Origin of the sequence: Atlanticothrix silvestris CENA357, assembly GCF_016056295.1 — a bacterium.
Taxonomy (GTDB): domain Bacteria; phylum Cyanobacteriota; class Cyanobacteriia; order Cyanobacteriales; family Nostocaceae; genus Atlanticothrix; species Atlanticothrix silvestris.
This window is the reverse complement of record NZ_JAECZB010000049.1, coordinates 29,963-54,551: the sequence shown is the minus strand read 5'-3', so window position 1 is coordinate 54,551 and position 24,589 is coordinate 29,963. Positions and strand designations below refer to the sequence as shown.

Annotated in this window: 18 protein-coding genes and 1 tRNA gene; 11 read left to right on the top strand and 8 right to left on the bottom strand. The window is 42.7% G+C overall.

Going from position 1 to position 24,589, the window contains the following annotated elements:
* Window positions 1-9: 9 nt before the first annotated feature.
* Complete coding sequence (locus I8751_RS15985) at window positions 10-381, top strand: TSUP family transporter (RefSeq protein ID WP_214440129.1); 372 nt, start codon at window positions 10-12, stop codon at window positions 379-381.
* Between the two features lie 185 nt (window positions 382-566).
* Here the strand turns inward: I8751_RS15985 and I8751_RS15980 are convergent, their stop codons facing one another.
* Window positions 567-1,814 (bottom strand): HhoA/HhoB/HtrA family serine endopeptidase, encoded by a 1,248-nt coding sequence (locus I8751_RS15980; RefSeq protein ID WP_214440128.1) that lies wholly within the window; start codon window positions 1,812-1,814, stop codon window positions 567-569.
* A 991-nt stretch (window positions 1,815-2,805) separates the two neighbouring features.
* On the opposite strand from I8751_RS15980, the gene I8751_RS15975 reads away from it, so the two are divergent.
* Window positions 2,806-3,204, top strand: coding sequence for a hypothetical protein (locus I8751_RS15975; RefSeq protein ID WP_214440127.1), 399 nt, complete (start codon window positions 2,806-2,808; stop codon window positions 3,202-3,204).
* 41 nt (window positions 3,205-3,245) lie between these two features.
* On the opposite strand, the gene I8751_RS15970 is transcribed toward I8751_RS15975, so the two are convergent.
* Complete coding sequence (locus I8751_RS15970) at window positions 3,246-7,208, bottom strand: PAS domain S-box protein (protein ID WP_214440126.1); 3,963 nt, start codon at window positions 7,206-7,208, stop codon at window positions 3,246-3,248.
* Between the two features lie 380 nt (window positions 7,209-7,588).
* Here I8751_RS15970 and I8751_RS15965 point away from each other — a divergent pair, with 380 nt between their 5' ends.
* The 4 genes from I8751_RS15965 (at window position 7,589) to I8751_RS15955 (ending at window position 11,898) form a co-directional block, all read left to right on the top strand.
* Window positions 7,589-8,056, top strand: coding sequence for an Hsp20/alpha crystallin family protein (locus I8751_RS15965; RefSeq protein WP_214440125.1), 468 nt, complete (start codon window positions 7,589-7,591; stop codon window positions 8,054-8,056).
* Window positions 8,057-8,228: 172 nt separating this feature from the next.
* A complete protein-coding gene (gene dnaK / locus I8751_RS15960; RefSeq protein ID WP_214440124.1) occupies window positions 8,229-10,112 on the top strand; it encodes a molecular chaperone DnaK in 1,884 nt (627 codons plus the stop codon).
* 513 nt (window positions 10,113-10,625) lie between these two features.
* On the top strand, window positions 10,626-10,871 hold the full coding sequence (locus tag I8751_RS29675) for a hypothetical protein (protein WP_225894187.1): 246 nt from the start codon (window positions 10,626-10,628) through the stop codon (window positions 10,869-10,871).
* A gap of 10 nt (window positions 10,872-10,881) precedes the next feature.
* On the top strand, window positions 10,882-11,898 hold the full coding sequence (locus I8751_RS15955) for a hypothetical protein (protein WP_214440123.1): 1,017 nt from the start codon (window positions 10,882-10,884) through the stop codon (window positions 11,896-11,898).
* 60 nt (window positions 11,899-11,958) lie between these two features.
* Here I8751_RS15955 and I8751_RS15950 read toward each other — a convergent pair whose 3' ends face one another.
* Window positions 11,959-12,120: a hypothetical protein gene (locus I8751_RS15950; RefSeq protein ID WP_214440122.1), complete on the bottom strand. Its 162-nt coding sequence runs from the start codon at window positions 12,118-12,120 to the stop codon at window positions 11,959-11,961.
* Window positions 12,121-12,140: 20 nt separating this feature from the next.
* Entirely contained in the window at window positions 12,141-12,611 is a 471-nt protein-coding gene (locus tag I8751_RS15945) for a GNAT family N-acetyltransferase (RefSeq protein ID WP_214440242.1), read from the bottom strand.
* Between the two features lie 83 nt (window positions 12,612-12,694).
* Between I8751_RS15945 and I8751_RS15940 the strand changes: the two genes are divergently transcribed.
* Together I8751_RS15940 and I8751_RS15935 are read left to right on the top strand one after the other, a co-directional pair.
* Window positions 12,695-13,207: a MarR family winged helix-turn-helix transcriptional regulator gene (locus tag I8751_RS15940; RefSeq protein ID WP_214440121.1), complete on the top strand. Its 513-nt coding sequence runs from the start codon at window positions 12,695-12,697 to the stop codon at window positions 13,205-13,207.
* A gap of 9 nt (window positions 13,208-13,216) precedes the next feature.
* Entirely contained in the window at window positions 13,217-13,390 is a 174-nt protein-coding gene (locus I8751_RS15935; RefSeq protein WP_214440251.1) for a hypothetical protein, read from the top strand.
* A 79-nt stretch (window positions 13,391-13,469) separates the two neighbouring features.
* Here the strand turns inward: I8751_RS15935 and I8751_RS15930 are convergent, their stop codons facing one another.
* A complete protein-coding gene (locus tag I8751_RS15930) occupies window positions 13,470-15,623 on the bottom strand; it encodes an RtcB family protein (protein WP_214440120.1) in 2,154 nt (717 codons plus the stop codon).
* Window positions 15,624-15,901: 278 nt separating this feature from the next.
* Here I8751_RS15930 and I8751_RS15925 point away from each other — a divergent pair, with 278 nt between their 5' ends.
* From I8751_RS15925 to I8751_RS15915, 3 genes are all read left to right on the top strand, one after another.
* Complete coding sequence (locus I8751_RS15925) at window positions 15,902-16,804, top strand: class I SAM-dependent methyltransferase (protein ID WP_214440119.1); 903 nt, start codon at window positions 15,902-15,904, stop codon at window positions 16,802-16,804.
* On the top strand, window positions 16,801-17,529 hold the full coding sequence (locus I8751_RS15920) for an HAD family hydrolase (protein WP_214440118.1): 729 nt from the start codon (window positions 16,801-16,803) through the stop codon (window positions 17,527-17,529). Before I8751_RS15925 ends, I8751_RS15920 begins: the two co-directional genes overlap by 4 nt.
* Window positions 17,530-17,594: 65 nt before the next feature.
* Window positions 17,595-17,667 (top strand) — tRNA-Ala (locus tag I8751_RS15915).
* A gap of 299 nt (window positions 17,668-17,966) precedes the next feature.
* Here the strand turns inward: I8751_RS15915 and I8751_RS15910 are convergent.
* From I8751_RS15910 to I8751_RS15900, 3 genes are read right to left on the bottom strand one after another with little or no spacing between them, the layout of a single operon-like run.
* Window positions 17,967-20,882, bottom strand: a complete 2,916-nt coding sequence (locus I8751_RS15910; RefSeq protein WP_214440117.1) for an NHLP bacteriocin export ABC transporter permease/ATPase subunit — start codon at window positions 20,880-20,882, stop codon at window positions 17,967-17,969.
* A gap of 2 nt (window positions 20,883-20,884) precedes the next feature.
* Entirely contained in the window at window positions 20,885-23,125 is a 2,241-nt protein-coding gene (locus I8751_RS15905; protein WP_214440116.1) for an NHLP family bacteriocin export ABC transporter peptidase/permease/ATPase subunit, read from the bottom strand.
* Window positions 23,112-24,557, bottom strand: coding sequence for an NHLP bacteriocin system secretion protein (locus I8751_RS15900; RefSeq protein WP_214440115.1), 1,446 nt, complete (start codon window positions 24,555-24,557; stop codon window positions 23,112-23,114). Before I8751_RS15900 ends, I8751_RS15905 begins: the two co-directional genes overlap by 14 nt.
* Window positions 24,558-24,589: the final 32 nt, after the last annotated feature.

The window sequence follows — 24,589 nt, the reverse complement described above, 5'->3', positions numbered from 1 at the left end:
TAGTTTTGTATGTCTAATATACTTCTGCAAATGTTGTTCATTGGTCTGGTTGCTGGCGTTGCTGGTGGGATGTTTGGCATCGGCGGTGGTGCAATTATAGTGCCAGCAATGGTGCTAATAGTTGGACTAGATCAAAAATTTGCGACTGGTACTTCTATCGCTGCACAAATATTACCAATTGGCATTTTAGGAGCAGCAGTTTACTATCGTAGCGGCAATATTAACATTAAGTATGCTGTTATGATTGCCGTTGGTCTAGTGATTGGTAATTTATTTGGAGCGCTATTTGCTAATCAGCCATTTATTAGTAGTGAAATGATGAAAAAGCTATATGGCATCTTTTTGTTACTTATTGGCCTACGGTATTTAGTCGGACGTTAATAATTCCCTAGTGGACTGACACAGCTAAAATAGTGCATTAATGTAGGTTGGTTTGAGCAAAGCAAAACCCAACACTAGTGAGGATGTTGGGTTTCATTCTTCGACCCAACCTACAAATTTTTTTTGCCTCAAATTAGTCCGGTTACGCTAGTAAGGTGCGCGTTAACGCACATTTTCAGCAACAATTATAGTTGCGCTTGTTCAGTGGGGAAAGCACCAGGTTGCACAGCTAAATTGATACTTTGCCCATTGCGTCGTAACTCTAAACGCAAATTACCTCCAACTTGGCTGTTGTCTACTGCCTTTTGTACACCGCTAGCATCTGTAACAGATTGACCATTCAGCGCTTGGATGACATCGCCAGCACGTATTCCGGCTTTAGCAGCAGGTGAATTGGGCATAACCCTGACAACTAAGACACCTTTATCTTCATTGACGCTTAAACCGCTATTGGGGTCTGAGTTGAGATTTTCCTTGATTTGAGGCGTTAATCCCACCATCTGAATACCCAAATAGGGATGTTGCACTTTCCCTGTAGCTATTAGCTGGGTAGAAATGCGTTGCGCTGTATTGATGGGAATGGCAAAGCCTAATCCTTGTGCCCTCTGAATGATAGCTGTATTCATACCAATTACTTCACCACGGGCATTTAACAAAGGCCCGCCAGAGTTACCAGGATTAATTGCTGCGTCAGTTTGAATAAATTCAACTCTCTTATCAGGTGCGCCAACTTGATTGCTGGTGCGTCCAGTTGCGCTGATAATTCCTGTAGTAACAGTATTGTCTAATCCTAAAGGATTACCGATCGCGATCGCCCATTCTCCTGATTGCAGCTGATCTGAATTACCCAATGTTACCGATGGGAGATTCTCAGCTTGAATCTTAATAACCGCTACATCTGTTAAAGTATCTCTCCCCAATACTTTACCTTGGAAGCTACGCCCATCCTTGAGCGTTACTCTCACTGTATCAGCGCCATCTACAACGTGGGCGTTGGTGAGAATCCGTCCATCACCACTAATAATAAAACCTGAGCCAGTACCTCTTTCTACCCGTTGTCCTTGTTGTGGTAATTGAGAACCAAAAAAGCGGCGGAAAAATGGATCGTTAAATTCTGCTGGTATCCTAGATTGAACTGTTCGAGAAGAGTCAATCCTTACTACGGCTGGCCCTACTTTTTGTACCACTTGGATCACAAAATTAGGATCTGTAGCGGCTGGTAATGGAGGAGCAGCATTGACTCTACTCACTGCCAGTTTAGAAGCACTTTCAGATAATTGCTGATTATTTCCAGCTAAATAACCACCTGCCAATGTCATACCTGATCCTAGCAGCACCAATGATAAAGAAGCCGCTGCCTTTTTCCAGGGTGTATTGTTATTGTATTTAGGATTAATTAAAGATTGATCTCCGTCGCGTACTTGGTTTTTCATTGCTATCTGGAAAAATATTTAAATGTATTACTAATGTAGACAGTAGTTATGACAGTTTTGTTGCAGCGATATTGCATTGGTGTGAAATGTTTGATATTTTACTCAACTCGTAAGTATGGCAGTGTTTGAAGTATAAAGTATTTATTTATTTGTTAAATAACCAATTATAGAAATTGTAGTTCATAAATATATTTTGTGATTTTTCAAACTGTAAAGTTGTATATTTATTAATGCAATTTTTCATGAAAAGATGGTTTTAAGCAAAAAATATACCATCCCTGAGTATATTTGAAGCATAAAAAAGATTTAGATGTGGCGATAACTTGAAGTAGAAAGTTGTGATCTAAACTTTAACAATTATGATCTCGACCGAATCGTCTATACTGCGATCGCTTAGAATACTGGTAGAACTCAACTTAACTTTGGGAAGATAGCGAAGAATTTAAACCAGTGGATCATGGAGGAAATAATACCAATTTTACTAAATCAATAGTTAGAGTTATGATAAGTATAAATAATAGTTTAAGTGTTTTATAGCACTTGAGGCTACGTGCATTAATGTTGGCGATCGCCATTCATAAAAAACTTTTTGGTTGACTGACATTCAATTTTCTTGATTTACAAAGTTTTTGTTAAAAAAATTTTGCTATTCAAAATTTTTATGAAGAGAATGGTTAAATGGGAGGGAATTATACAAATAATGACTAGCGATCGCCTTTAGGTGCGAATGAATGTGGACTTAATTCTGTATATAGAAAACAAAATATCTGTAAGCTCAATGGAAATGCCATAAGTAAGCAGCAAACAGGAGACATTCTCACTTAAATCTAGCTATACTCGTGTTGCTACTATTAAGTTATCCTTGGTAAGAATTAAACTGTATGTGTGATAGATAGCTGAGGTCACACCATACTGGTAAGTCTACTAAGCATCGAAAATTACATATAGCTATTGTTATAGAGCGAGTAAATGGACTAGGCGGACGAGGTAAATGAATATACACACCTTTGATAATCATTATGTTACTTGCCCAATTTGCCAAAGAAATGCGAGGCCAAAACCAATCAAGACCTGCATTGGCTTATTTAGCTGTCCGTATTGCCAAGAACGACTCGTAGTCTGTCGCAGCGGTCATTATGTCCGTGATCCGTTTACTCTTAAACAAATAATGATCTGTTCGTCGGCACTACGCCGCCAAAGTAGCCCTGTAGCTCGCATTATAAGAGATTTTGTCCTTCTTAAACGTCCTGTGTTAGCTCTGGCTGTGGGAAGTGCAATTCTTTTAAGCATGATTACTATGACCCAGCAAAACACCAGCTACGACCAGCAACTGCCGCCAGTAACAGAAAAAATGAAAGAAGCAGAAAGGGATTTGGGACTGGGGAGATGAGCAAAGGAAAATAACAATTGCTTTCGCTAAGCTGCAAGCAGTTAGCAGTCAGAGTTGTCACTTGCTAATGATTTGTTTTGCTCAATGGGATGAAGCAATTGGACGATCGCCTGCATTAACATTTCTGGTTCAACAGGCTTTGGAATATGCATTTGAAATCCCGCAGTTAAAGCTTGTTGCTGGTTTATTTCTCCGGCATAAGCAGTAAGTGCGATCGCTGGAAGGGTTCCTCCTTGTTTATGTGACCACTTTCTAATTTGCCGAATTAGAGCATAGCCATCCATCTCTGGCATACCAATATCACACAGTAATAGATCAGGGACAGACTGATTTAATAGTACCAATGCTTGTACTGCCGAAGCGGCTGTTGTAACTTGTGCGCCAGCTTGTGTGAGGATAAATGCTGACAACTCCCGGATATCTGCATCATCATCCACAACCAATATACGAATACCTGCCAGATCTGTCACAGTTTCTAAATCGCTGTCATCAGACAATAGCTGCTGCTCAGTAACATTTAACGGTAAACGAACGGTGAATGTTGCCCCTAAATTCAGTCCCGGACTGCTGGCCTCAACAGTTCCTCCATGCAGTTCAGTAAAATGGCGGACGATCGCCAATCCTAATCCCAATCCGCCAAATTGTCGTGTTGTTGTGCCATCTTCTTGGCGGAAGTACTCAAATACGTATGGTAAAAACTCTGGGTTAATGCCTTTACCTGTGTCTTTAACTTGAATTTGAGCATACATACCAACTTGCCTTAGTTGTACCTCGACTCGTCCTCCAGATGGTGTGAACTTCACGGCATTAGAAAGCAGGTTCCAGATAACCTGTTGTAAACGGTTCATGTCGCCTGAAACCGTTCCGGAAACTGAGTTAAGATTAGTTTTAATTTGAATGCTCTTGGCATCTGCTGCCAGTCGTACCGTTTCTAAGGCTGCTGCAATTGTTGCCGCTAAATTCACAGGAGCGACGTTTAACGTCATTTTTCCTTGCAGAATACGTGAGACATCTAATAAGTCTTCAATTAATTGCGCTTGCAGTTTCACATTGCGTTCAATTGTTTCTAAAGCTTGGTCAGTTTTTGCGGCATCTAACCGCTTACTTCGTAGCATTTTTGTCCAGCCTAGAATCGGATTGAGAGGCGATCGCAATTCATGGGAGAGTACGGCTAGAAATTCGTCTTTAACTCGGTTGGCAGATTCTGCTTTAGTGCGATCGCGTTGCGCTACCCAGTATAACTGGGCATTATCAATCGCTAAGGAGGCACGGCGAGCTAGTTCTTCTGCTAATTGCAAATCAGTTGAATCATATTGCCGCCCAGATTCAGCTGAAATAAAGGAAATTACACCTAAAATTCGCGCTTGGGTTCGTAGTGGCACTGTTATGACCGATTTAAACCCAACCTGCCGCAAAATTTCTAAATGTTCTGAATCACGGGCTGCCTGCACGAGCAATTCATCTGGAATATGTGGCAAGATATCCGATTCTCCTGTCCGTAATGTCAATGCAGCACCGCGAACAGCATCAGGGTCAAGAGGATATTTACGGCTGATTTGTTGCGCCCATTGGAGTTTGGCAGGATCAATGTGAGCAACAGTAATTTGTTCGATTGAACCATCCTCTTCCACGATATGAACCGTACACCAATCCGCTAATTCGGGAACAATTAGCTGTGCTATTTGCTCTAGGGTAGTTTGATAATCGAGGGAAGAGGACAGAACTGCACTCGCCTCTGACAAAAAGCGTTGCCCCTGCTCTAACCGTACTCGCTCTGTCACGTCTAAGACATATATTAAAACGTCTTCCACTTGATGGTTGGAGTTGATTGTTGGCAGATAGTAAACGTTGTAGTAGCCGGGGGAGCGATGGCTACGTCCAGGAACGTTGACAGCAAAGTTGGGTGAAATAAAGGAATTACCTGTAGTATAAATGTCGTCAAAGACTGCAACTAATTGGGGATCGGATTGACCAAAAATTTCTGGAATTGAATGCCATAAATGTTGTTCACGGGTTAATCCGTTGATTTGGGCTAATGCTTCATTAATGGCAATAAACCGCTGCTGGGCATCTAACAGAGCAATTCCCACTGGTGAGGTTTCAAAAATGTTTGTCAGTTGACGTTGTGCAGCTTCTGCTTGAGTCCGAGCAATATATTCTCGCTCTAACAATTGTTCCCGTTCTTGTTCTGCTTGCTTACGTTCTGTAATATCAATTACAGCACCAGTTGAATGTTGAGGATTTCCTTGAGAATCGTAAGTAAAGTGTCCTCTGACTTCTACCCAGTGAATAGAATTATCTGACCAACGCAGACGATATTCGTGGTGATATTCTTTTTTTTCGGCGATCGCTTCTTTAATTTTTGCCTTTGTTGTAGCTAAATCGTCAGGATGCACTTGATCTGCCCAAAGTTTGTAACTGGGTTCGCGCTCATTTACTTGCAGACCTAAAATTGTGAAGTGATTTTCTGACCAAAGAATTTTGCCAGTCTGCATGTCCCAATTCCATATTCCCATGCGGCCAACCTTCAGCGCCAGTTGCAGCCGAGCCTCACTTTCTCGTAGTGCTTCTTCGGCGCGCGATCGCTCTGCTTCGATTTGTTTGCGCTCGGTGATATCTTCAAAGATGACAACGGCTGCCACAATCTGATTTTGATGGTTAAGAATAGGTGCAGAATTGACATTGATCAAAATTTGGCTGCCATCATTTTGATGTAGCTCTATTTCTTCGTTATAAACTACTTCACCTGTTTGCAGCGATCGCGCCAATGGATACTCATCAGCGGTGTAAATCTGTCCGTCAGAGCGAAAGGCTTCAAATGGAATAATGAGTTTATAGTCTTCCAGCTTAAGTAACTGTTCATAACTGTACCCAACAATCTGTTTGGCTTGCTCATTTGCCAAAACTAACTTGCCAGATGCTGCATCGGCAATCATCACGCCTGCTGGCATTTGTCGCAAAACTGCTTCAAATCGAGTGCGTTCAGTTTCTAGTTCATATAGCAACCGTTCCTGTTCTGCTTCAGCTTGTTTGCGCTTTGTGATATCACGAAAATAGACTGCTACACCCTCAGCAGATGGATAAGCACGGATCTCTAACCACCGCTGAACAGGCTCTCCAAATTCCTCCCAAGCAACCGACACTTGTTCTGTTATTGCTTGATGCAATTTTTGGTATGCTACTCCACCTAAAAGTTCAGGAAACACCTCGTTCCAAACGTGTTTTCCGAGTAGTTCTTCTGGGGTTTTGTGCAGAATGGCCGCCGCCGCTTGATTGATGTAGGTGTAACACCAATTGCGATCAAAGGCAACAAATGCATCCGTAATACTTTCCAGGATCATTGCTACCTGACGTTCAGTTTCTTGGGTAGTGATAAGTTGGGTATATTGTTGCTGGGCTTGCCTAGTTTCGGTAATATCCCGGCTGATGACTACAACCGATACAGGTGTTTCTTCGGCATCTAATTCTGGAACTAACCGAGCTTGATAGAAGCGTACACCAAAAGGAGTTTCAAATTCAAATTCAATTTCTTGTTGTTGAGCCGTCGCTAACACCTGGCGTAAATGCTCTTCCCAGAACAGGTAAATTGGGTCTGACATAAATTCAGACATGGATTTGCCTAGTAGAGCATCTCGTGAAAATCCTAGGGCTTGCTCGGCAACACGGTTAGCATACAGGTAACGTATTTGCGAATCGAAACGGGCGATCGCATCTGGAGCGTTTTCTAGTAGGGCTGACAACTCTTGTTTTTGACGCTGCAAGTTTGCAATTTCTTGCTGCTGTTCAATAATTTGTGCTTGTAGTAGAGCGTTTTCAGCATTTGTTCCAGTTTCATTTCCCAGGCTACGGGCAAAGTGTTCAATTACTTCCGAACGAGAAATTCCTCGCTTTTGAGCTTCCTCATCCAGCGATCGCCATGCTGTATTGGTAAGAGATATGCTTACTCGTTTTTTCGTTTCTGAGTCCCAATTGCTGACAAACTTACCATTGACATCGCGCTTCATGAAGATTCATCCGTATGCATACACGGTCTTTTTTATTCAATCTGAATTACTTCTAATCAGGATCTGTCTTAAGAGTGATGTTTTGACTTCAAAATAGATAAAAGTTCTATGGCTATAGATAATATTGCTTAATTACTTAATTTTTTGGCTAGATTTGTAACTAATGATGAACCATAATTAGGGTACGGTTATTGCGATCGTTTATGACACAAAACCGAACATCCTAACATTTAATATTGATCTAATGTGTTAATTAGGAAGCTTAAGATTAAGCTTAAAAAAATTGAATACTTATGCAGTAAAGTCTACTGTCTTGCTGTCAGCTAAGAAGCTTGAGATTGAGCCTCCTAAAACAAGTAGTGGATTTAAGAGGTGATATTATGGCACTAATTCGTTGGCAACCATTTCGAGACATCGAACGCTTAGAACCATTCGGTGAAATTGACACTTTACAGCGGCAAATGAATCGCCTATTTGATAGATTAATGCCAACTGATGGCGGAGAAAGCATGAGCTTTGCCTTTACTCCTGCCGCTGAGCTTGAAGAAACCGAAGATGCGATTCATTTAAAACTAGAAGTACCTGGTTTAGAAAAACAAGACTTTAATATAGAAGCGACTTCCGAATCAATTTCGATTAGTGGTGAGCGTAAATCTGAAACCAAAACTGAAGAAAATGGTGTCACTCGTTCTGAGTTCCGTTATGGCAAATTTCAACGGGTAATTCCGTTACCTTCACAAATTCAAAACGATAAAGTGCAAGCTGAATACCAAAATGGTATTCTCCGCCTTACCCTGCCAAAAGCGGAATCAGAAAAACACAAAACTGTAAAAATTAATCTCGGTTAATTCAACATTAGGAATTAGGGGCTAGAGACTAGGGATTAGAGAGCAGGGGAGGCAGGGGGTAACAAGAGGGGACAAAGTTAAAGGGTAAAGGATGCCCTTTAACCCTTCCCCCTTCTTCCTCACGCCCCATTCCCTTTTCCCTATTGCCAAAACAAAAGAGGAATTTACTTGTATGGCAAAAGTAGTTGGAATTGATTTAGGCACAACAAACTCCTGTGTTGCTGTCATGGAAGGAGGGCAACCATTAGTAATTGCCAATGCTGAGGGACAGCGCATTACTCCCTCGGTAGTGGCTTACACCAAAACAGGTGAACGCTTGGTTGGTCAAATTGCCAGACGGCAAGCAGTGATGAACCCAGAAAACACCTTTTATTCTGTCAAACGCTTCATTGGGCGTAAATACGAAGAAATCACTCATGAAGCTACAGAAGTCACTTACAAAATCCTCCGGGATAGTAACGGTAATGTCAAACTCGACTGTCCCGCAGTCGGGAAACAATTTGCACCCGAAGAAATTTCTGCCCAAGTTCTGCGGAAGTTGGTTGACGATGCAAGCAAATATTTAGGAGAAACAGTCACTCAAGCAGTAATTACAGTTCCTGCTTACTTCAATGACTCCCAGCGACAAGCTACCAAAGATGCCGGAAAAATTGCGGGTTTAGAAGTCCTCCGCATTATTAACGAACCAACAGCCGCAGCCCTAGCCTACGGTCTAGATAAAAAGCAAAATGAAACTATCTTGGTTTTTGACCTTGGTGGTGGAACTTTTGATGTTTCTATCTTGGAAGTGGGTGATGGTGTATTTGAAGTCAAAGCTACCAGTGGAGACACTCACCTAGGTGGTGATGACTTCGATAAGAAGATTGTGGATTGGTTAGCTGATGAATTTCAGCGTAACGAAGGTATTGATTTGCGTAAAGATAAACAAGCTTTACAAAGACTGACTGAAGCAGCCGAGAAAGCCAAAATCGAACTTTCAAGCGCGACTCAGACCAATATAAATCTTCCCTTCATCACCGCTACCCAAGAAGGCCCGAAACACCTCGACATGACCCTAACACGGGGTAAATTTGAGGAAATGTGTGCAGATCTTTTTGATCGTTGCCGCAAGCCAGTGCAACAAGCATTGCAAGACTCTAAATTGAGCAATGCTGAACTTGATGAAGTTGTACTAGTTGGTGGTTCCACTCGCATTCCTGCCGTTCAAGACTTAGTGCAGCGAATAACGGGCAAAAGCCCCAACCAAGGTGTTAATCCAGATGAAGTTGTAGCCGTTGGTGCTGCTATTCAAGCAGGTGTTTTAGCGGGTGAAGTCAAAGACATTTTGCTGCTTGATGTTACGCCTTTATCTCTAGGTGTGGAAACCCTAGGTGGTGTGATGACTAGAATTATTCCTCGTAATACCACAGTCCCTGTGAAAAAATCAGAAATTTTTTCCACAGCAGCAGATGGTCAAACAAATGTAGAAGTCCATGTTCTCCAAGGTGAACGGGAATTATCTAGAGATAACAAAAGTTTAGGGAATTTCCGCCTAGATGGCATTCCCCCAGCACCCAGAGGTGTACCACAAATCGAAGTCACTTTTGACATTGATGCCAACGGTATTCTTTCAGTTACCGCTAAAGATAAGGCTACAAATAAACAACAATCGATTTCGATTACAGGTGCTTCTACTCTCGATAAGCGAGATGTAGAACGCATGGTGCGGGACGCAGAAGCCCATGCCCAAGAAGATCATGAACGTCGTGAAAAAATTGATACCAAGAACTTGGCAGACTCCTTAGTCTATCAAGCAGAGAAACAACTGAGAGACTTGGGTGATAAAGTGAGTGCAAGCGATCGCTCTCGTGTCGAAGGATTGGTACAGAATTTACGCGAGGCAATTAATCAAGATAACTTTGAGCGAATTAAATTCCTCACAAATGAGTTACAGCAAGCCCTGATGCAAGTGGGTAGCGCTGTCTATGCCCAAGCAGCAAGCCCAACAAATGGCGCACAACCAAGCGAACGCGGCAATGAAGATGTGATTGATGCTGATTTTGTAGAAAACAAGTAATGTTGGGTATGGGTATTGGGAAGAAGGGTAAAGGGAAAGGGGGAAAGGTTAAGGGGTTTATTTTTTCATCCTTTATCCTGTACCCTTCCCCAAGATTGTTTTTTATCTGCGATATCGAGCATTTATATCAGCTATGCAAACCGTCTTCTATTAATTGGGAGGCGGTTTGATCAAACTTCAGGAGCAAAAATCAATATTTTAAAGTACAACATGAACATTACAGCCAGTTTGTCATAAATTTTTGTAGAGATGATTCAGAACAAACTGATATCTATATTTTGGAATTTAACAGCCCAGAGATATAGAGAAAATAACAAAGAGATGTTGATAATGAACTATGAGCCGAGAGAATAGCCAAGGAATTACCCCTACAATTATCCTCATGGAAATATTTGTCTGATACTTTGCGCCAAATTATTGATTTGAATAAAACTTATAACTAAACACACACTGATCTATTTTCATTTGCTTGAATAGCTATATTGATAGGATTAAGATTTACCATTCTTGACTATGGCTAGTAAGTTAATTGATGTTAGAGAATATACTGTCAGAGCCCATAAACGAGAAATTCACACTCGTGTTTTCCACTTCGTCTGTAAGCAGTGTAATGAGACTACAAAACGTGAGACCTTTGGGCCTCGTCCATTATATTGTGAAAGATGCCGACCTCCCCAACCGCCTAAAAAACCCCAACAGTCATCTCGCAAAGCAAAACCTAGACCAATGACTTACACCAGTGATACCAACTTAGGTTAATTTGAAGTTTATGAATCATCAATTGCAATTAGAACCTCCTCCTCAAGCCTTTTTCTCTCCATTGTTGGAATTACGAGACCACTATGCTGGCCTCGTAGAAAAGTACGAACAATTGTATACACAGGCGCGATCGCATCTCAACCATGTAGAAGCTTTGTTATCTAACTGGTCTTCTGACTCAGATATTAAGGGTAGGTTGTCAACAGCTGAAATAAATCATCAACTATCTCTGCCTGATAGCATTTCTCACTCTGGTATTGACTCGGTAAACTCTATCCAGTCTGAAGTTGGAAATTCAGATAACTTGCAGATAGATCATTCTTCTACTGTGGTTGAAGATACCAACAAGCCTCAAATATCGACCACATCTCCAGCTATAGATACATCCCTAGAGAGCAAAGAAAACTCAATTAAGGGGATTGATATTCCGATGTTACCCCAGCATCATCCTCTATCTCGGATGGAAGCTATCAAAAAGCTATTGGAAGAACATTCGGGTACTGTATGTCATATTGATTTCATCGTGCGATCGCTTTATGGTGACTTAGAACAACCTGTCTTCAAAGTAGTCAAAGGTAGAGTTCAATCCTCATTGACGCAGGGTAGGGAAAGGAATGCTTGGTCAGCTATTCCTGACGAGCCTGGTTGTTACACTCTGGATTTAAGTCTAGTCAAGTCCAATCGCACTCATAATGGTCATTCTCAAGCCGCCAAACACAAAAAGAACAGACCTATCGCACCTTTGCAGACAAATGTAGTTCCAATGCTGAAAGAATTTGAGGGTCAGTTTTTGATAGATGCCCTTTCGTCTTTCTTTGAGCAAAATCCAAGGAAAATTTTTACTGTCGCTGAAATTATCGCTGGGCTTTATGGAGAACTAGATGCTGAGGAAGTTAGAGAGATCAAAAGCAAGGTGTTGAATGAGTTATCACGAGGTCATCGGACAGGAAGATTCTCTAGGGTTCCTGAACAAATCGGACTTTATACCTGGGACTCCAATCTGAAACTAGAGGCCAGGTCAGTTTGAACTAGGGGTATAGGGGATTGGGCATGGGGAAGAAGGGTAAAGGGTTTGTTTCTTCATCCTTTACCCTTTAACCCCTTCTCCTGCGGAGATGCTATCGCGAACGGGGTGACGCTCCTGCGTTGATGTACTATCAACACTGACAATAATCAAGTGCATGAGCTTTTCTTGGAAAATGTCAAACTTGGCGATCGCCTTCCCTTCTAAATCTTGAACATCAATCAATAGCGAAATATTTTTTAAGTCTAGTCCGCATTCAAGACTTTACGAAACACAATCTTATCAGCGCCGGCCGTGTAGAAGTCCCGGATGCAAGCCTCCTCCTCGTAGCCGCACTTCGCGTAGAACGTCCGTGTGCGCTCTAAGCTTGCTAAGGTTTCCACCAATAGCATTCGTCCACCACGCGCCTTCAAAGTTTCTTCAACGTAACGCATCAATTTTCCACCGCGTCCTTGTCCTTGGTGATCGGAACGAATGGCGATCAATTGTAGGTTCCATGTCTGATCGGTCATCCGTTCAGGCTCACAGTAGGCGACTCCCACCGGTCCGTCTTTGTCATCGTAGTCGGTGATCCAGAAGGGATCGCTGTCGGTGTTACCACCGAAGTAGTCAGCTAGCATTTTACCGAGATCCTCGAGTTCGTTCGGCTCGAAACCGATTGTGTTGGCTACGGCAATCAGCGCCGCTGCATCTTCGGGTTTTGTAGGTCGGATCATGGAGAACTTAATTGTATGCATGACGCATATAATAACTACCAGATTTGCTTGATGTCAATATGCATGACGCATATAATTGAGTTATGGAAAACTCTAACCTTGCGAATTTAGTGGGGGCTTTAGCCCTTGCCTTGACAGATTCGGTTGCCCAGTCGGCGGAGCAAATGATCGATGATGCAGGTCCGGCTGCCGAGGCTCTTTGCTTGGTAAGACATGCACCTGGGATACCGATTGAACAATTGCGCCGCGCTCTTGGAATGTCGCATCCAGGTGCAGTGAGGCTTGTAGAGCGACTGGAGAAACAAGGATTGATGCTCCGTGAACGTTGCTCTGTTGATCGCAGAGCTGTGGAGTTGAAATTGACCCCAGAAGGGGAAGCTCTGGTGAGTAAGATCCATCAAGCGCGGCTCTTGGCACTTGAGGAAGCGATCGCTTCTCTATCTTCAAAAGACCGCCTACATTTGTGCCGCATCAGTAACCAAATCTTATTTTCCCTGACAAAAACGAAGGATAGCGCCTTAACTATCTGCCGCTTATGTGATGAAACAAACTGTCTGAATTGTCCAGTGGGTAAACGTTACAGTGAATTGACTTAACACGAGCGAATGCAGAATTCGCAAAAAATGTCCCTTGTTGCCACTACTCGTAAGTTAGGTATTAGCTTTTTTGAGTATATGCGTGACCGAATTTTGCAACTCGGTGATATTCCCTGTTTGAGTAATATTATTCGAGAGAAGTCTTCTTCTAACCCATTTGGTTGGTCGTGGCAGCCTGAATAAATCTCTACCCCGAAATTTTGATCTGATACCTTTTTACTTTCTATAAAAAAATAGGGTGGCAACTTACCACCCTAAAAAATTAACCTTTAACACAAACAACTTGCTTAAGTGTGGCTACAACTTCGACTAAATCTGCTTGATTTGCCATCACTTGGTCTATAGGTTTATAAGCACCAGGAATTTCATCTAAAACACCTGTATCTTTGCGACATTCTACACCCTGTGTTTGTTCAATCAAATCATCAAGTGTGTAAACGTTTTTCGCCTTATTTCGAGACAACAAACGTCCCGCACCATGACTACAAGAACAGAAGCTGTGGGCATTACCTTTACCCTTAACAATGAAGGATTTTGCTCCCATTGAACCGGGAATAATGCCATAGTCTTCATTTTGGGCACGAACTGCACCCTTACGGGTAACGTACACATCCTCATCAAAATGCACTTCTTTTTCAGCGTAGTTGTGATGACAATTGACTTGTAATAAAGGTTTAACCGCCTTACCACCAGCCAGATGTTTTTCAACGATGTGCTTAAATCGTGCCATCATCACATCACGGTTGAAACGTGCATAGTCTTGTGCCCATTGCAAATCGTTCCAGTATGCCCGAAATTCTGGCGTACCAGCCACAAAATAAGATAAATCAGGATCAGGTAATAAATTACCTGCCATCTTGGCTAATTCTTTGGCTGTGTGAATGTGGCACTGAGCCAATTTATTGCCAATGTTGCGCGAACCAGAATGCAACATCAACCATACTTGGTTCTCTGTATCGAAGCACACCTCAATAAAGTGATTTCCTCCACCCAGAGAACCCATTTGTTTCATCGCTTTGCTTTGCAAATCTTGCACACCTGGATGTAAATCTGGAAAATCACGCCAGCGTTGCCAATTGGCAGCAGATTTTTCAATATCTTTGTTTTCGTTGAATCCAGTAGGAATTGCTGCTTCAATATCTAGGCGAATTTTCTTTAACTTGCCTTCTAATTGTTCACCAGTAAATGGCGTTTTGATAGCGCACATTCCGCAGTTGTGTACAAATACTCCGGCTTTTAGTGCAAAATTACTGTACTCCGGTACTGTGAGACAGTAAACATCCTCAGTATGATTTAGAGGAATCACTGCTACAACTTGATGATTGCATTGATGTTCTTTTTTGCAGTGGTTGTGAAGCCCAATTGGAGTTTTGACTTCTGCTCCACAAATTTCACAGGTGTAGTATCTATTGGCAATTTCTTTAGACTTTGCTTTACCTTTATCACTTTGATTGTATGCAATTAAATATTGCTTACCCCGAAGACCATTATCTGCAACTGCATTTTTAAAATGTTCTGGTTGCTGCTGCATATATTGAAGAATATTTCTAGTTCCTCGTTCTGCATAGTATTGATATTGATAACCTTCTGGAGTTTGTGCTTTTTGAGCAAGAGAAGTAACTCTTTTATTCTCAAATTCGGGAAACTGCCAGTGTTGATTACGATCTATTAAAGAACGGTGATAAGCAGAATGATCACAATCACCCATAAATTCAAGATTCTGTGGACAATTGTCAGATTGTTGGAAATTACGATGATGAATAACTGTTCTTTGCCCTTCAAATTTAGGTATTTTGCCGAGTAAACCTGATCTCGCTATAATCCAATGTGCTTTTTGCCACATACCAGAGTATGGCTGAGCAATCAAGGTATAGCCATCTTTATCAGTCTGGGCATAAAAGGGCATTAAAGAAGTTCCTGTTTGAAGTAACTCGGCTTCTTTATAGGTTCCATCCCGCAGCATAAATTGATGATCGGGAGTACAAATAATTTCCTCACGGTTATCTAAAATAACTTTTACGAGTGAAGTATTGTGTCTAGTTAGCTTAGCGGTTGCTTGAGCAGCGACAATTTTCCCAGTAGGGGTGCAAGAATAGACAATAAATTTTTTACCCTGCGCTGCTAAGTCTTGAATACGATAAGATTTTCCATCCACTAAAGGAACTAAAGTATCTCCCACAAAGCAGCCAATATCTACACCCACAGCAGCGGGTATGATTGCTTCTTTTGTAGCAATTACAGAACCAACTAAAGCACCTTTTCCTAAGTGAACGTCTGGCATCAAAGCTACATGTTTAAACACGAAAGGTAGTGATGCTACATTCTTAGCCATCTTGGTTTCTTCTGAGCCTAAAGGGTGATTTGCCCAGGATAAAACAGGTGTTGGTGTAGTAATTTCTAGTTTTTCGTAAGGCATAATTTTCTCTGTTGCAAAAATGTGGATTAGGTAAGGATAACTGTCATTATGAGTTGGCTTAAGCTGTTACGCATTTAATTTGTACATTTACCTGATGACTGATGACTGATGACTGTTAACCGTCAACAGTTAACGTCAAGAGTGTTTATATACTTTAGACGCGCATCAGCTTAGTTTTTTACTACATACTACATTTGTAGTATGTAATTGCTGTGAGTGTCAACGCGATCGCCGAACAATACTTTAAAATTTGTAAATAAAAGACTGCGTTTGATTTTATGGCAATTCGTCAAAATACAATCTGGGACAATTTTTTATCTCCTGTAGTACGTTTTTTTATTGACGAGGAGAAGTTGCAACGTTATGCGGATAGCATCGACTGGGAAAAAGAAAGCGATCGCTTCCGGCGAAATGATGTCATAATTCCCTATTACTACAGTAGCCAAAACTTTCATGGAATTGAGGGCGGATATCTCAACTCTGGTGCAGCAGTTTCCTATGATCCGATTACCCAATATGTTCTACCACCTAATGAAACTGTAGTACGTCAAGCTTTGATTGATGCGGTAAAAGTTAAACCGCGACGCATACTTGATTTAGGGTGTGGCACAGGTTCCACAACTTTGATGCTAAAGCAAGCCTTCCCCAAAGCAGAAGTCATTGGTTTGGACTTATCGCCTTACATGTTAGTGAGAGCAGAAGATAAAGCCAGAACTGCTGGTTTAGAAATTCTTTGGCGACACGGAAATGCAGAGAAAACAAGCTATCAAGACGCTTCTTTTGATTTAGTAACAGCTTCTTTGCTATTTCATGAAACACCAACTGTAGTATCTCAGGCAATTTTGCAGGAAAGTTTCCGGTTGCTGGTAGCTGGTGGACAAGTATTGGTTTTAGATGGTAATCAAAATGCTCTACGTCAGTTAGATTGGCTCAATAATGTTTTTGAGGAGCCATATATTCGTGAGTATGCTGCTGGTAGCCTAGACGCGAGTATGGGTGCAGCTGGGTTTGAAGCAGTGCGAACTCAGGATGTGTGGTGGCTCAATCAGATAACTAGCGGTGTTAAACCCATTTCTGCAACAGATACAGCTGCTCAAGCAAAAGTCAGACAATATATACCAGTAATAGATAATAATGATTTGGAGGACTTAGGATCTCCAGTTTTTGGCATAAGGGCATGAGTTTAAAGGCAGTTTTATTTGATTTCAATGGTGTAATCATTAACGATGAGTCCATCCACCTACAACTGATAGATGAAATTCTCGTTCAAGAAAATCTCCAACCCCAAAAAGTAAGTGAGCGTCAAGCTTCTTTGGGACGTAGCGATCGCGCTTGTTTTCAAGAACTGCTCGCTAATCGCGGTAGAGTAGGTACTGAGGAATATTTAACTCAGTTGCTGCACCGGAAGGCACAAGCTTATGTGCTGGAAATAGAGAAATTAGAAAAACTGCCTTTGTATCCAGGTGTAGAAGATTTAATATATCAGGTGCGATCGCGAAACCTGAAACTCGGTTTAGTTAGTGGTGCGATTCGCCAAGAAATAGAACTAGTACTCCACCGCGCCAAGCTGGCTGAACATTTTAAAGTTATCGTAGCAGGTGACGATATCACTACCAGTAAACCCAAACCCGATGGTTATTTATTAGCAGTCTCACGCCTTAAACAAAAATACCCCGAATTAAATCTGCAATCACAAGAATGCCTAGCAATAGAAGATACACCAGCTGGTATCCAAGCGGCGAAACAAGCGCAGATGCAAGTTGTGGGTGTGGCGAATACTTACCCATTTCACATGCTTCAGCGCTGCTGTAACTGGACTGTAGATTATCTGACTGATTTGGAACTAGAACGCGTGCAGGAAGTTTATTCTCAAAAACAGCCTCAGCCATCGGTAACTGAATGTTAAAATACTTTATGGTGATAATATATGGAGTTAATGAGTAATATTACTCTTGACTCAGTACCGATTAAGGGGAATTAGCTCAGTTGGTAGAGCGCTGCGATCGCACCGCAGAGGCCATCGGTTCAAATCCGTTATTCTCCACTTGTACATTAAATAATTATTGTTAGTTTTAAAGAATTTTTGTCCAATTTTACGAAGTTTAGAGACATAAATTACGTATTTTCGTGGCTTTCAGTAACCAAATCAGTTTTAAAGAATATCAAGATGATACCAATTTGAAAAAAGAATGCGACAGATGGTAAATCTAATACTATTTCACGAAAAATATGATATGGATGTAAACCCTGAAAACTTTGCTGCATCTAAGTTCTTTAATTGCGAATTGCAAATTGCGAATTGCGAATTGGTATTACCCCTTACCCTTTACCCCTTCTTGGTAACTAGGCCATTTGCCGAGCCATTAACTGGGCAAATAGACCTTCAACAGCAGCAAGTTCCTCAAAAGTTCCTTGTTGTGCAACCCGGCCTGCCTGAAGTACATAAATGCGATGAGCATTGCGGATAGTGCTAAGTCGGTGAGCGATCACAATCCTAGTAACTTGTAACTTATCCAAGCTTTCACTGACAATCGCCTGGGTTCTGTTATCTAGCGCACTAGTAGCTTCATCGAATAACAAAATACGGGGTTTTAATGCTAAAGCGCGAGCAATCAATAACCGTTGTCGTTGTCCTCCAGAGAGATTGCCACCTCCTTCACTAATCACAGTATGCATAGACATGGGCATAGCCGCAACATCGTCAGCAAACCCAGACATACGCGCTGCCTCCCAAGCTTCATCGAGTGTAATCTGAGCGCCGCTAACAATATTGTCGAAAATAGAAGCTGACATAATCCGGCCATTTTGCAGGACGACACCCAACTGTCGGCGCACTGCCTCAACATTCAACCCAGACAAATCTTGACCATCATAATAAATAGTGCCATCTTCAGGAGCCTCAAACCCCAATAGCAATCTAAATATAGTAGATTTACCGCTCCCAGAACTGCCTACAAGTGCAATGAACTCCCCAGGCTCGGCATACAGGCTGACATCATCTAGCGTTAAAGGACCATCTTGTCGGTAGCAAAATGTAACACGATCTACAGCAATTTTGCCCATGAGCTTACCAGGATCGGTTTTATTGAGATCGACTTCTGGTATAGTTTCTAAAATTGGTTGTGCGCGCTTCCACTGAGGGACAACTTGCAAAGTGCCAGTAACTGTATTGCTTACGTCTGTGGCACCTTTGATAAAAGTACCAAACGCACTGTTAAAAGCCAGAAAAGTCCCAATCGTCAGTCCGATTGCACCTGTAGTCTGGGACTCCTGAAGCTGTTGGATAGTAAACCAAAACAGAACGCCAGAAGTTAGCGTCGGCATGACTGTATTGAAAACTGCCACACCGTCTTCAACGTTTTGGGTACTTAGTTCCAGTTTTATTTGCCGACTGTAATTTTTACTCCAAGAAGCAAAACCGCGCTCCTGGGCCCCAGCCACACGCAGTTTGGAAATGCCGTTGATTAGTTGTACCGTTTGCCCAAAAATATTTCCCTTTATTTCCAGCAGTGGGCGAACTTTGCGGACGAGAAGCATACCAGAGAGTGTAGTAACAGCGATCACAACTACTGCTACGGCCACAGCAACTAAAGCTAATTTCCAGTTGTAGTAAAACAAGAGCAACAAGTTTAATAATGAGAACAGACCAGTGATCAGAGTAATCAGGGTTGTGCCACTTAGTAAACGACGAATTGTACTAATTGATGTCACACGCGACTGAAGATCCCCTGTAGTATACTGACGGAAAAAGGATACTGGTAGGTTTAGTAGTCGATCCCACACAGCAGCTTGAGTAGAGGCATCTGAAATCGTTTCCACGCGCAAGAGCGCAAATCCTTGAGCCAGCCGAAATACTGCTATTCCAAAAGCTGAAACCAGTAACCCCAAACCAACTTGTAGCAGCAATCCGCGATCGCTATCTGGAATGGCGTTGTCAATTAAAATGGCAGTGGCGTGGGGTGTGAGCATACCCAGCAGTGTCGCGGCAATACCAGTTAAAAAAACGATTAGTATATCTCTGCCGCGATTTTTAAGCGCGAACCGAAATAAATCGCTAGCGTTAAGAACTTTATCGGGCAAAGACCGATAAAACATATAAGCAACGGGCGCTAGTGTCGAAGCAATAAGGGCATCTACAGGATGACGAGTGCAATCGCTTGGATCAAAGATTTCGTAGCGAGTAGCAGAGATGGGCAGGAGTGCCACTGGTCGGTTATCCTCTTGGGTGTAGGCAACCAAAGGGCCACAGTCCTTTTCCCACCAGTTGTCCCGCAATAAAATCTGTCGCATCCTTAACCGTGAAGCTCTAACAATTGCTTCCAATGGCTCCTTCACCAGCTTCAGGTTCTCTGACTTAGCTGGGGGGCGAATTTTCACACCTAAACACCTACCCACAGCACCAGCAACAACTAACAACGGCGCACCTTCCAGGAAAAAAGTTGCTTCTTGAGTTCCTAAAGAAGATGCTAGTTCGCCTAGAGCTTCTGCTGTCACCTGACGATTGAGACGTTCTTGATCACTCAGCCGTTGCAGTTCTTCTTGGGTTTCCTGCTGTTCTAGAAAGTTAATATATTGCAGTAGTTGAGTATGAAACTGGGAAAGTCCCTCAAGCAGGATATCTGCGTTGCGGATAGCGCTTGTGGTTTGAGTGGCAAGCTGAATCTCCCCCACAGCTTGTAACCATATACCATCGCTGAGGGGGAAAATTCCCGATGTCGGATCTAGAGTTAGTTCCTCAAGCCCCATCCATTGGACATTTCCTTGCTGAATTTGTACCCAGGCGATCGCCTGGGGTTCTGGCTGGAGAGTTTGACCATCAATTAGAGAAAATCGCGCTTCTCTTGCTGCCCGGACTTGAATTGCTGGGGTGGCGATATGGGAAAGTGTAGTGTTGATTTGCTCGATCCAACCCTCCACCAAAGCAACTATTCTGGTATCCCCATCAGCAACTAATTCCTCAAAGTATTCTCGGTCTACCTTCAGCAATTCTGTTTCTCCCATCGGCACTACTAAAAGTTGGCGGTGCTGATGAATACAGTCAGAAGCTGTTCCAAAAAGTGCTTCTTCGGGATTGCTAGTGAACAAATAACGGCGAGTTCCTTCTGTGGTGCCATTTTTAATTGTGACAGCAAACAACGCTACAGAGCCGGACTGCACCACCCAAATGGTCTGTGGGTCGTCTAGCAGTATTGGTTCATTTCCTTTAAGGCTGTATAGTTGCCCCTGCAAGTCTTTGATTCTAACTTGGTTGATAACCATAATTAAGCTTCCTCTTCACTGCTGATTAACCGTGAGTACACCCCCTCTACTTGCCACAATTCCTCGTGAGTACCTCGTTGCACTACTTTTCCCCGTTCAAGGACGATGATTTCATCACAATCGCGGATCGTACTTAATCGGTGTGCAACAATCAGGCAGGTACACCCACGTCGCCGTAGATTTTGGTCAATAATTTTTTCCGTCTCCGAATCTAGGGCGCTGGTAGCTTCATCCATAATCAGGATTGAAGGATTATTAACTAAAGCGCGAGCTATTTCTAATCGCTGTCGCTGACCTCCACTTAAATTAGCCGCTCCTTCAATTAGTTCTGCATCAAATCCGCCAGACATGGAGAAAATTACATCATCAATGGCAGCATCTTTACTAGCCCGCACTAGATTTTTATCTGGTACTGTAGTATCCCATAAAGTCAAATTTTCTCGGACAGTTCCGCCAAACATCAAAATATCCTGCTCCACCAAAGCAACAGAGTTAGTTAATATCGATTGTGAGATCTGGTTTCTAGGTTGACCATCAAAACAAATTTCTCCCTCCCAAGGTTCGTAGAGTCCGCTTACCAGTTTGGCAATAGTAGATTTGCCAGACCCGCTACCACCTACTAAAGCTACTCGCCCTCCAGGCTTGACCGAGAGGCTAAAGTTTTCAATCAAGGGTGGATCTAGACGGCTATAACCAAATGTGACATTCTCTAGTTCGACGTATCCCTGTAATCTAGGCAGAGGAGATGAGGTAGATAAAGAGATTTTTTCTTTCCCTGCTTCTCCTGCTCCATCAATTGGGTTATCCAACACATCATCTAGGCGAATCAAATTACCCTCCATTTCCTGGAGGGTACTACCGAAGTTCACAAGATTGTTTACAGGCAACAGAAAGCTTTGCATTAGCCCTTGAAACGCTATAAGCATACCGATGCTGAGGTGTCCATCCATGACTCGTAAACCACCTACAACTAATAAAGCCATTGATGAAAGTGAAGACAAAAGTGCAGGTAATACTGAGAAAGTCTGGTTTGTCACCCCCAGTTCTTGCTGAGAATTGATCGCCTTGGTGTAGTACCCTGACCACCGCGAAAAGAAATCTGATTCTAACCCTGATGCTTTGAGAGTTTCTATACTTTGGAGAGCCGCTATAGATGCGCCCGCAGCTTTACCATACTCTTGGATTAATCGCTGATTAGCATCGACGCGTTGACGGGAGATCCACTGCAAGCTTAAGACATTTACAGCAGCAAAACTAGCTACCAGCAAAGTCAGTACCCAGTCATATTGGAGCATGACTAGGACATAAAAAATTACCATCACTGCATCAATGACTGTAGTCGCCAATCGCCCCGAAAGCACATCAGCAACTTGGTCGTTGAGACCGGTGCGGTTACTAATTTCACCTGCAAACCGTTGAGCGTAAAAACTAACTGGTAGACGCAGGATATGCCACAGAAAACGACTGGACATTCCCACAGACAGCTTGACTTTCAAGCGGCGTAGATAACGCAACCGCAGTAGTGTTAATACTCCTTGTAAGACCGCTGCGATCGCCATTGCTAGTAACAACGGACGCAACCAGTGCTGTCGTCCTTGCACCAGGATTTCGTCTACAAACACTTGACTAAATACTGGTACTGCCAGCCCGACGAGTGTTAACAAAAATCCTGCCAGCAAACAGTAAGTTAAGACACCAGTAGCACCCTTTAGCCGTGACCACAGCGATAAAATCAGACTAGGTTCACGTCCCCCTTTTTCAAACTCTGGCCCTGGTTCTACAACCAGCACTACTCCGGTATACCCCTCGTCAAATTCCTGTTGAGACACCTTTCGCGGGCCAGTGGCTGGATCATTAAGATAGACCCAACTAGAACTAAATCCCTCTACTACTAAGAAATGGTTGAAGTTCCAAAACACAATATAGGGAGGGCTTAGTTCTGGCAGTTGATCCAGTTCTTTCTTAAAGCCTTTTGCTTGCAGTCCATAGCTTCTGGCAGCTTTGAGGACGTTAGAAGCTTTGCTGCCATCGCGGGAGACTCCACATTCTCCACGCAGTTCTGGCAAAGGCACAATTTGACCATAGTAACCCAAAATAATTCCCAAAGCTGCGGCACCACATTCTACTGCCTCCATTTGCAAAAGCGTAGGTGTCTTTACCCGCTTGCCTGAATTTTTCAGCAGGTTTTGCAGGTACTGCAAAGGATTAATCGGTGCCACTAATGATGAATTAGTAGATACCACTGACAGACCTCAGAATAGGTAAAACAAATGTAATAGGCGATCGCTCTTCTACCTTGACTCGCACAGATGTAGTCGTTCCAGAAGAGATTTTTACGTGAGGGCCATCAGAAGAAGACCACTTGTAGCCACTGAAAGTATTAGAATCTGGCTGCAAGTCAGCAAATACTTGAATAACAGCCTCCTGCTTCTCACCCATCAAACCTGTCACCACTTCAGGATTACCCACTACACTAGCGGCAGCTTCTCTAGTAATCGGAAATGATGAGACAGTGGTAATCTTACCGACAATACCGCCAAAGCGTTCTCGCTTCACGTTTTGGGGTGTAATTTGCAGCGTCATACCTGGTTGAATTTTTTTGCCCTCTCCAACCGGAAAATAGGTAATGCCAACCATTTTGCTAGATGGATTTTCTGCATCTATGCTCCCTAAACGGGTTCCGGCATTAATGACCTGCCCTGTTGTCACAGTGATTTCGAGAATACGTCCTGAGTGTTGAGAAATAATCTGGCTGTTATTGCCTAATTGCTGTTCTAGTTTGGCAACCTCTCGCTTGACTTCTTGAATCTCGTTTTTGCGGGTAGTTGTAGTTTGCAGGTCTTCTTGAGCGAGAGTAGCTACTTTACTGTTTTGTTCTTGCAACTGGGTTTGGATGTTTTTGATTTCGTTCAGATTTGAAAGATATTGCTGTTGTGCATCTGCTTCCTTTAGGTCTAATTGCTTCAACTGAGATTCAGCCTCATCGATACTTGCACGCGCATCATCGTATTGTTGCCGTGCTTCTAACACCACATCATCAGGAATCGCCCCTTCTTTCAATAGCTTCTGGCGGTTTTCTAGCCTCTTTTTATGAGTAGGAAGCAGCCCTTGGAGTGTTTGTAAGCGCCGCTGTAGATTTAGGCGATCGCGCCCGATTGACACCAGCCCTTTCTCCCTCAACACGGGTGTTAAATCCTGCACAATCTTGAGTCTTTGCTCAAGAGTTAAGCGTTGTTCTTGGATTGCCTTTGTGTCAAGCTGCTGACGCTGCCCTTGTAACAAACTAGCGTTGCGATCTTGATCCTCCAGTTGGGCTAGTTTAGCTCGCGCTAGTTGTAATTGTTTACGCAGATCAACTTGGTCAACCGTTGCTAGTACGTTTCCCTTCTTGACCACATCCCCAACATTGACATTTAGAGCAAGTAACTGCCCTGCACCTTTCGATTGCAATGGCAAAACGTTGCGTGGATAAATTAGTACACCTTGACCTTCCACAGTAATGGGAATTCGTCCATAAATACTCCAGACCACGGCAACTGCTACTAAGGAACCCAAGGCAGTTAAAGGCAGCCAGCTTTTAGGACTAACCACCTGCATTAATTGATCTAGTTTTTCAGGTGAAGATAAACGCTCTAATGACTTTTTTCGGAATAGGTTTTGCTTCTGTTTGACCATTTACTCTCCTTTTGTTAAATCATGAAAATAGA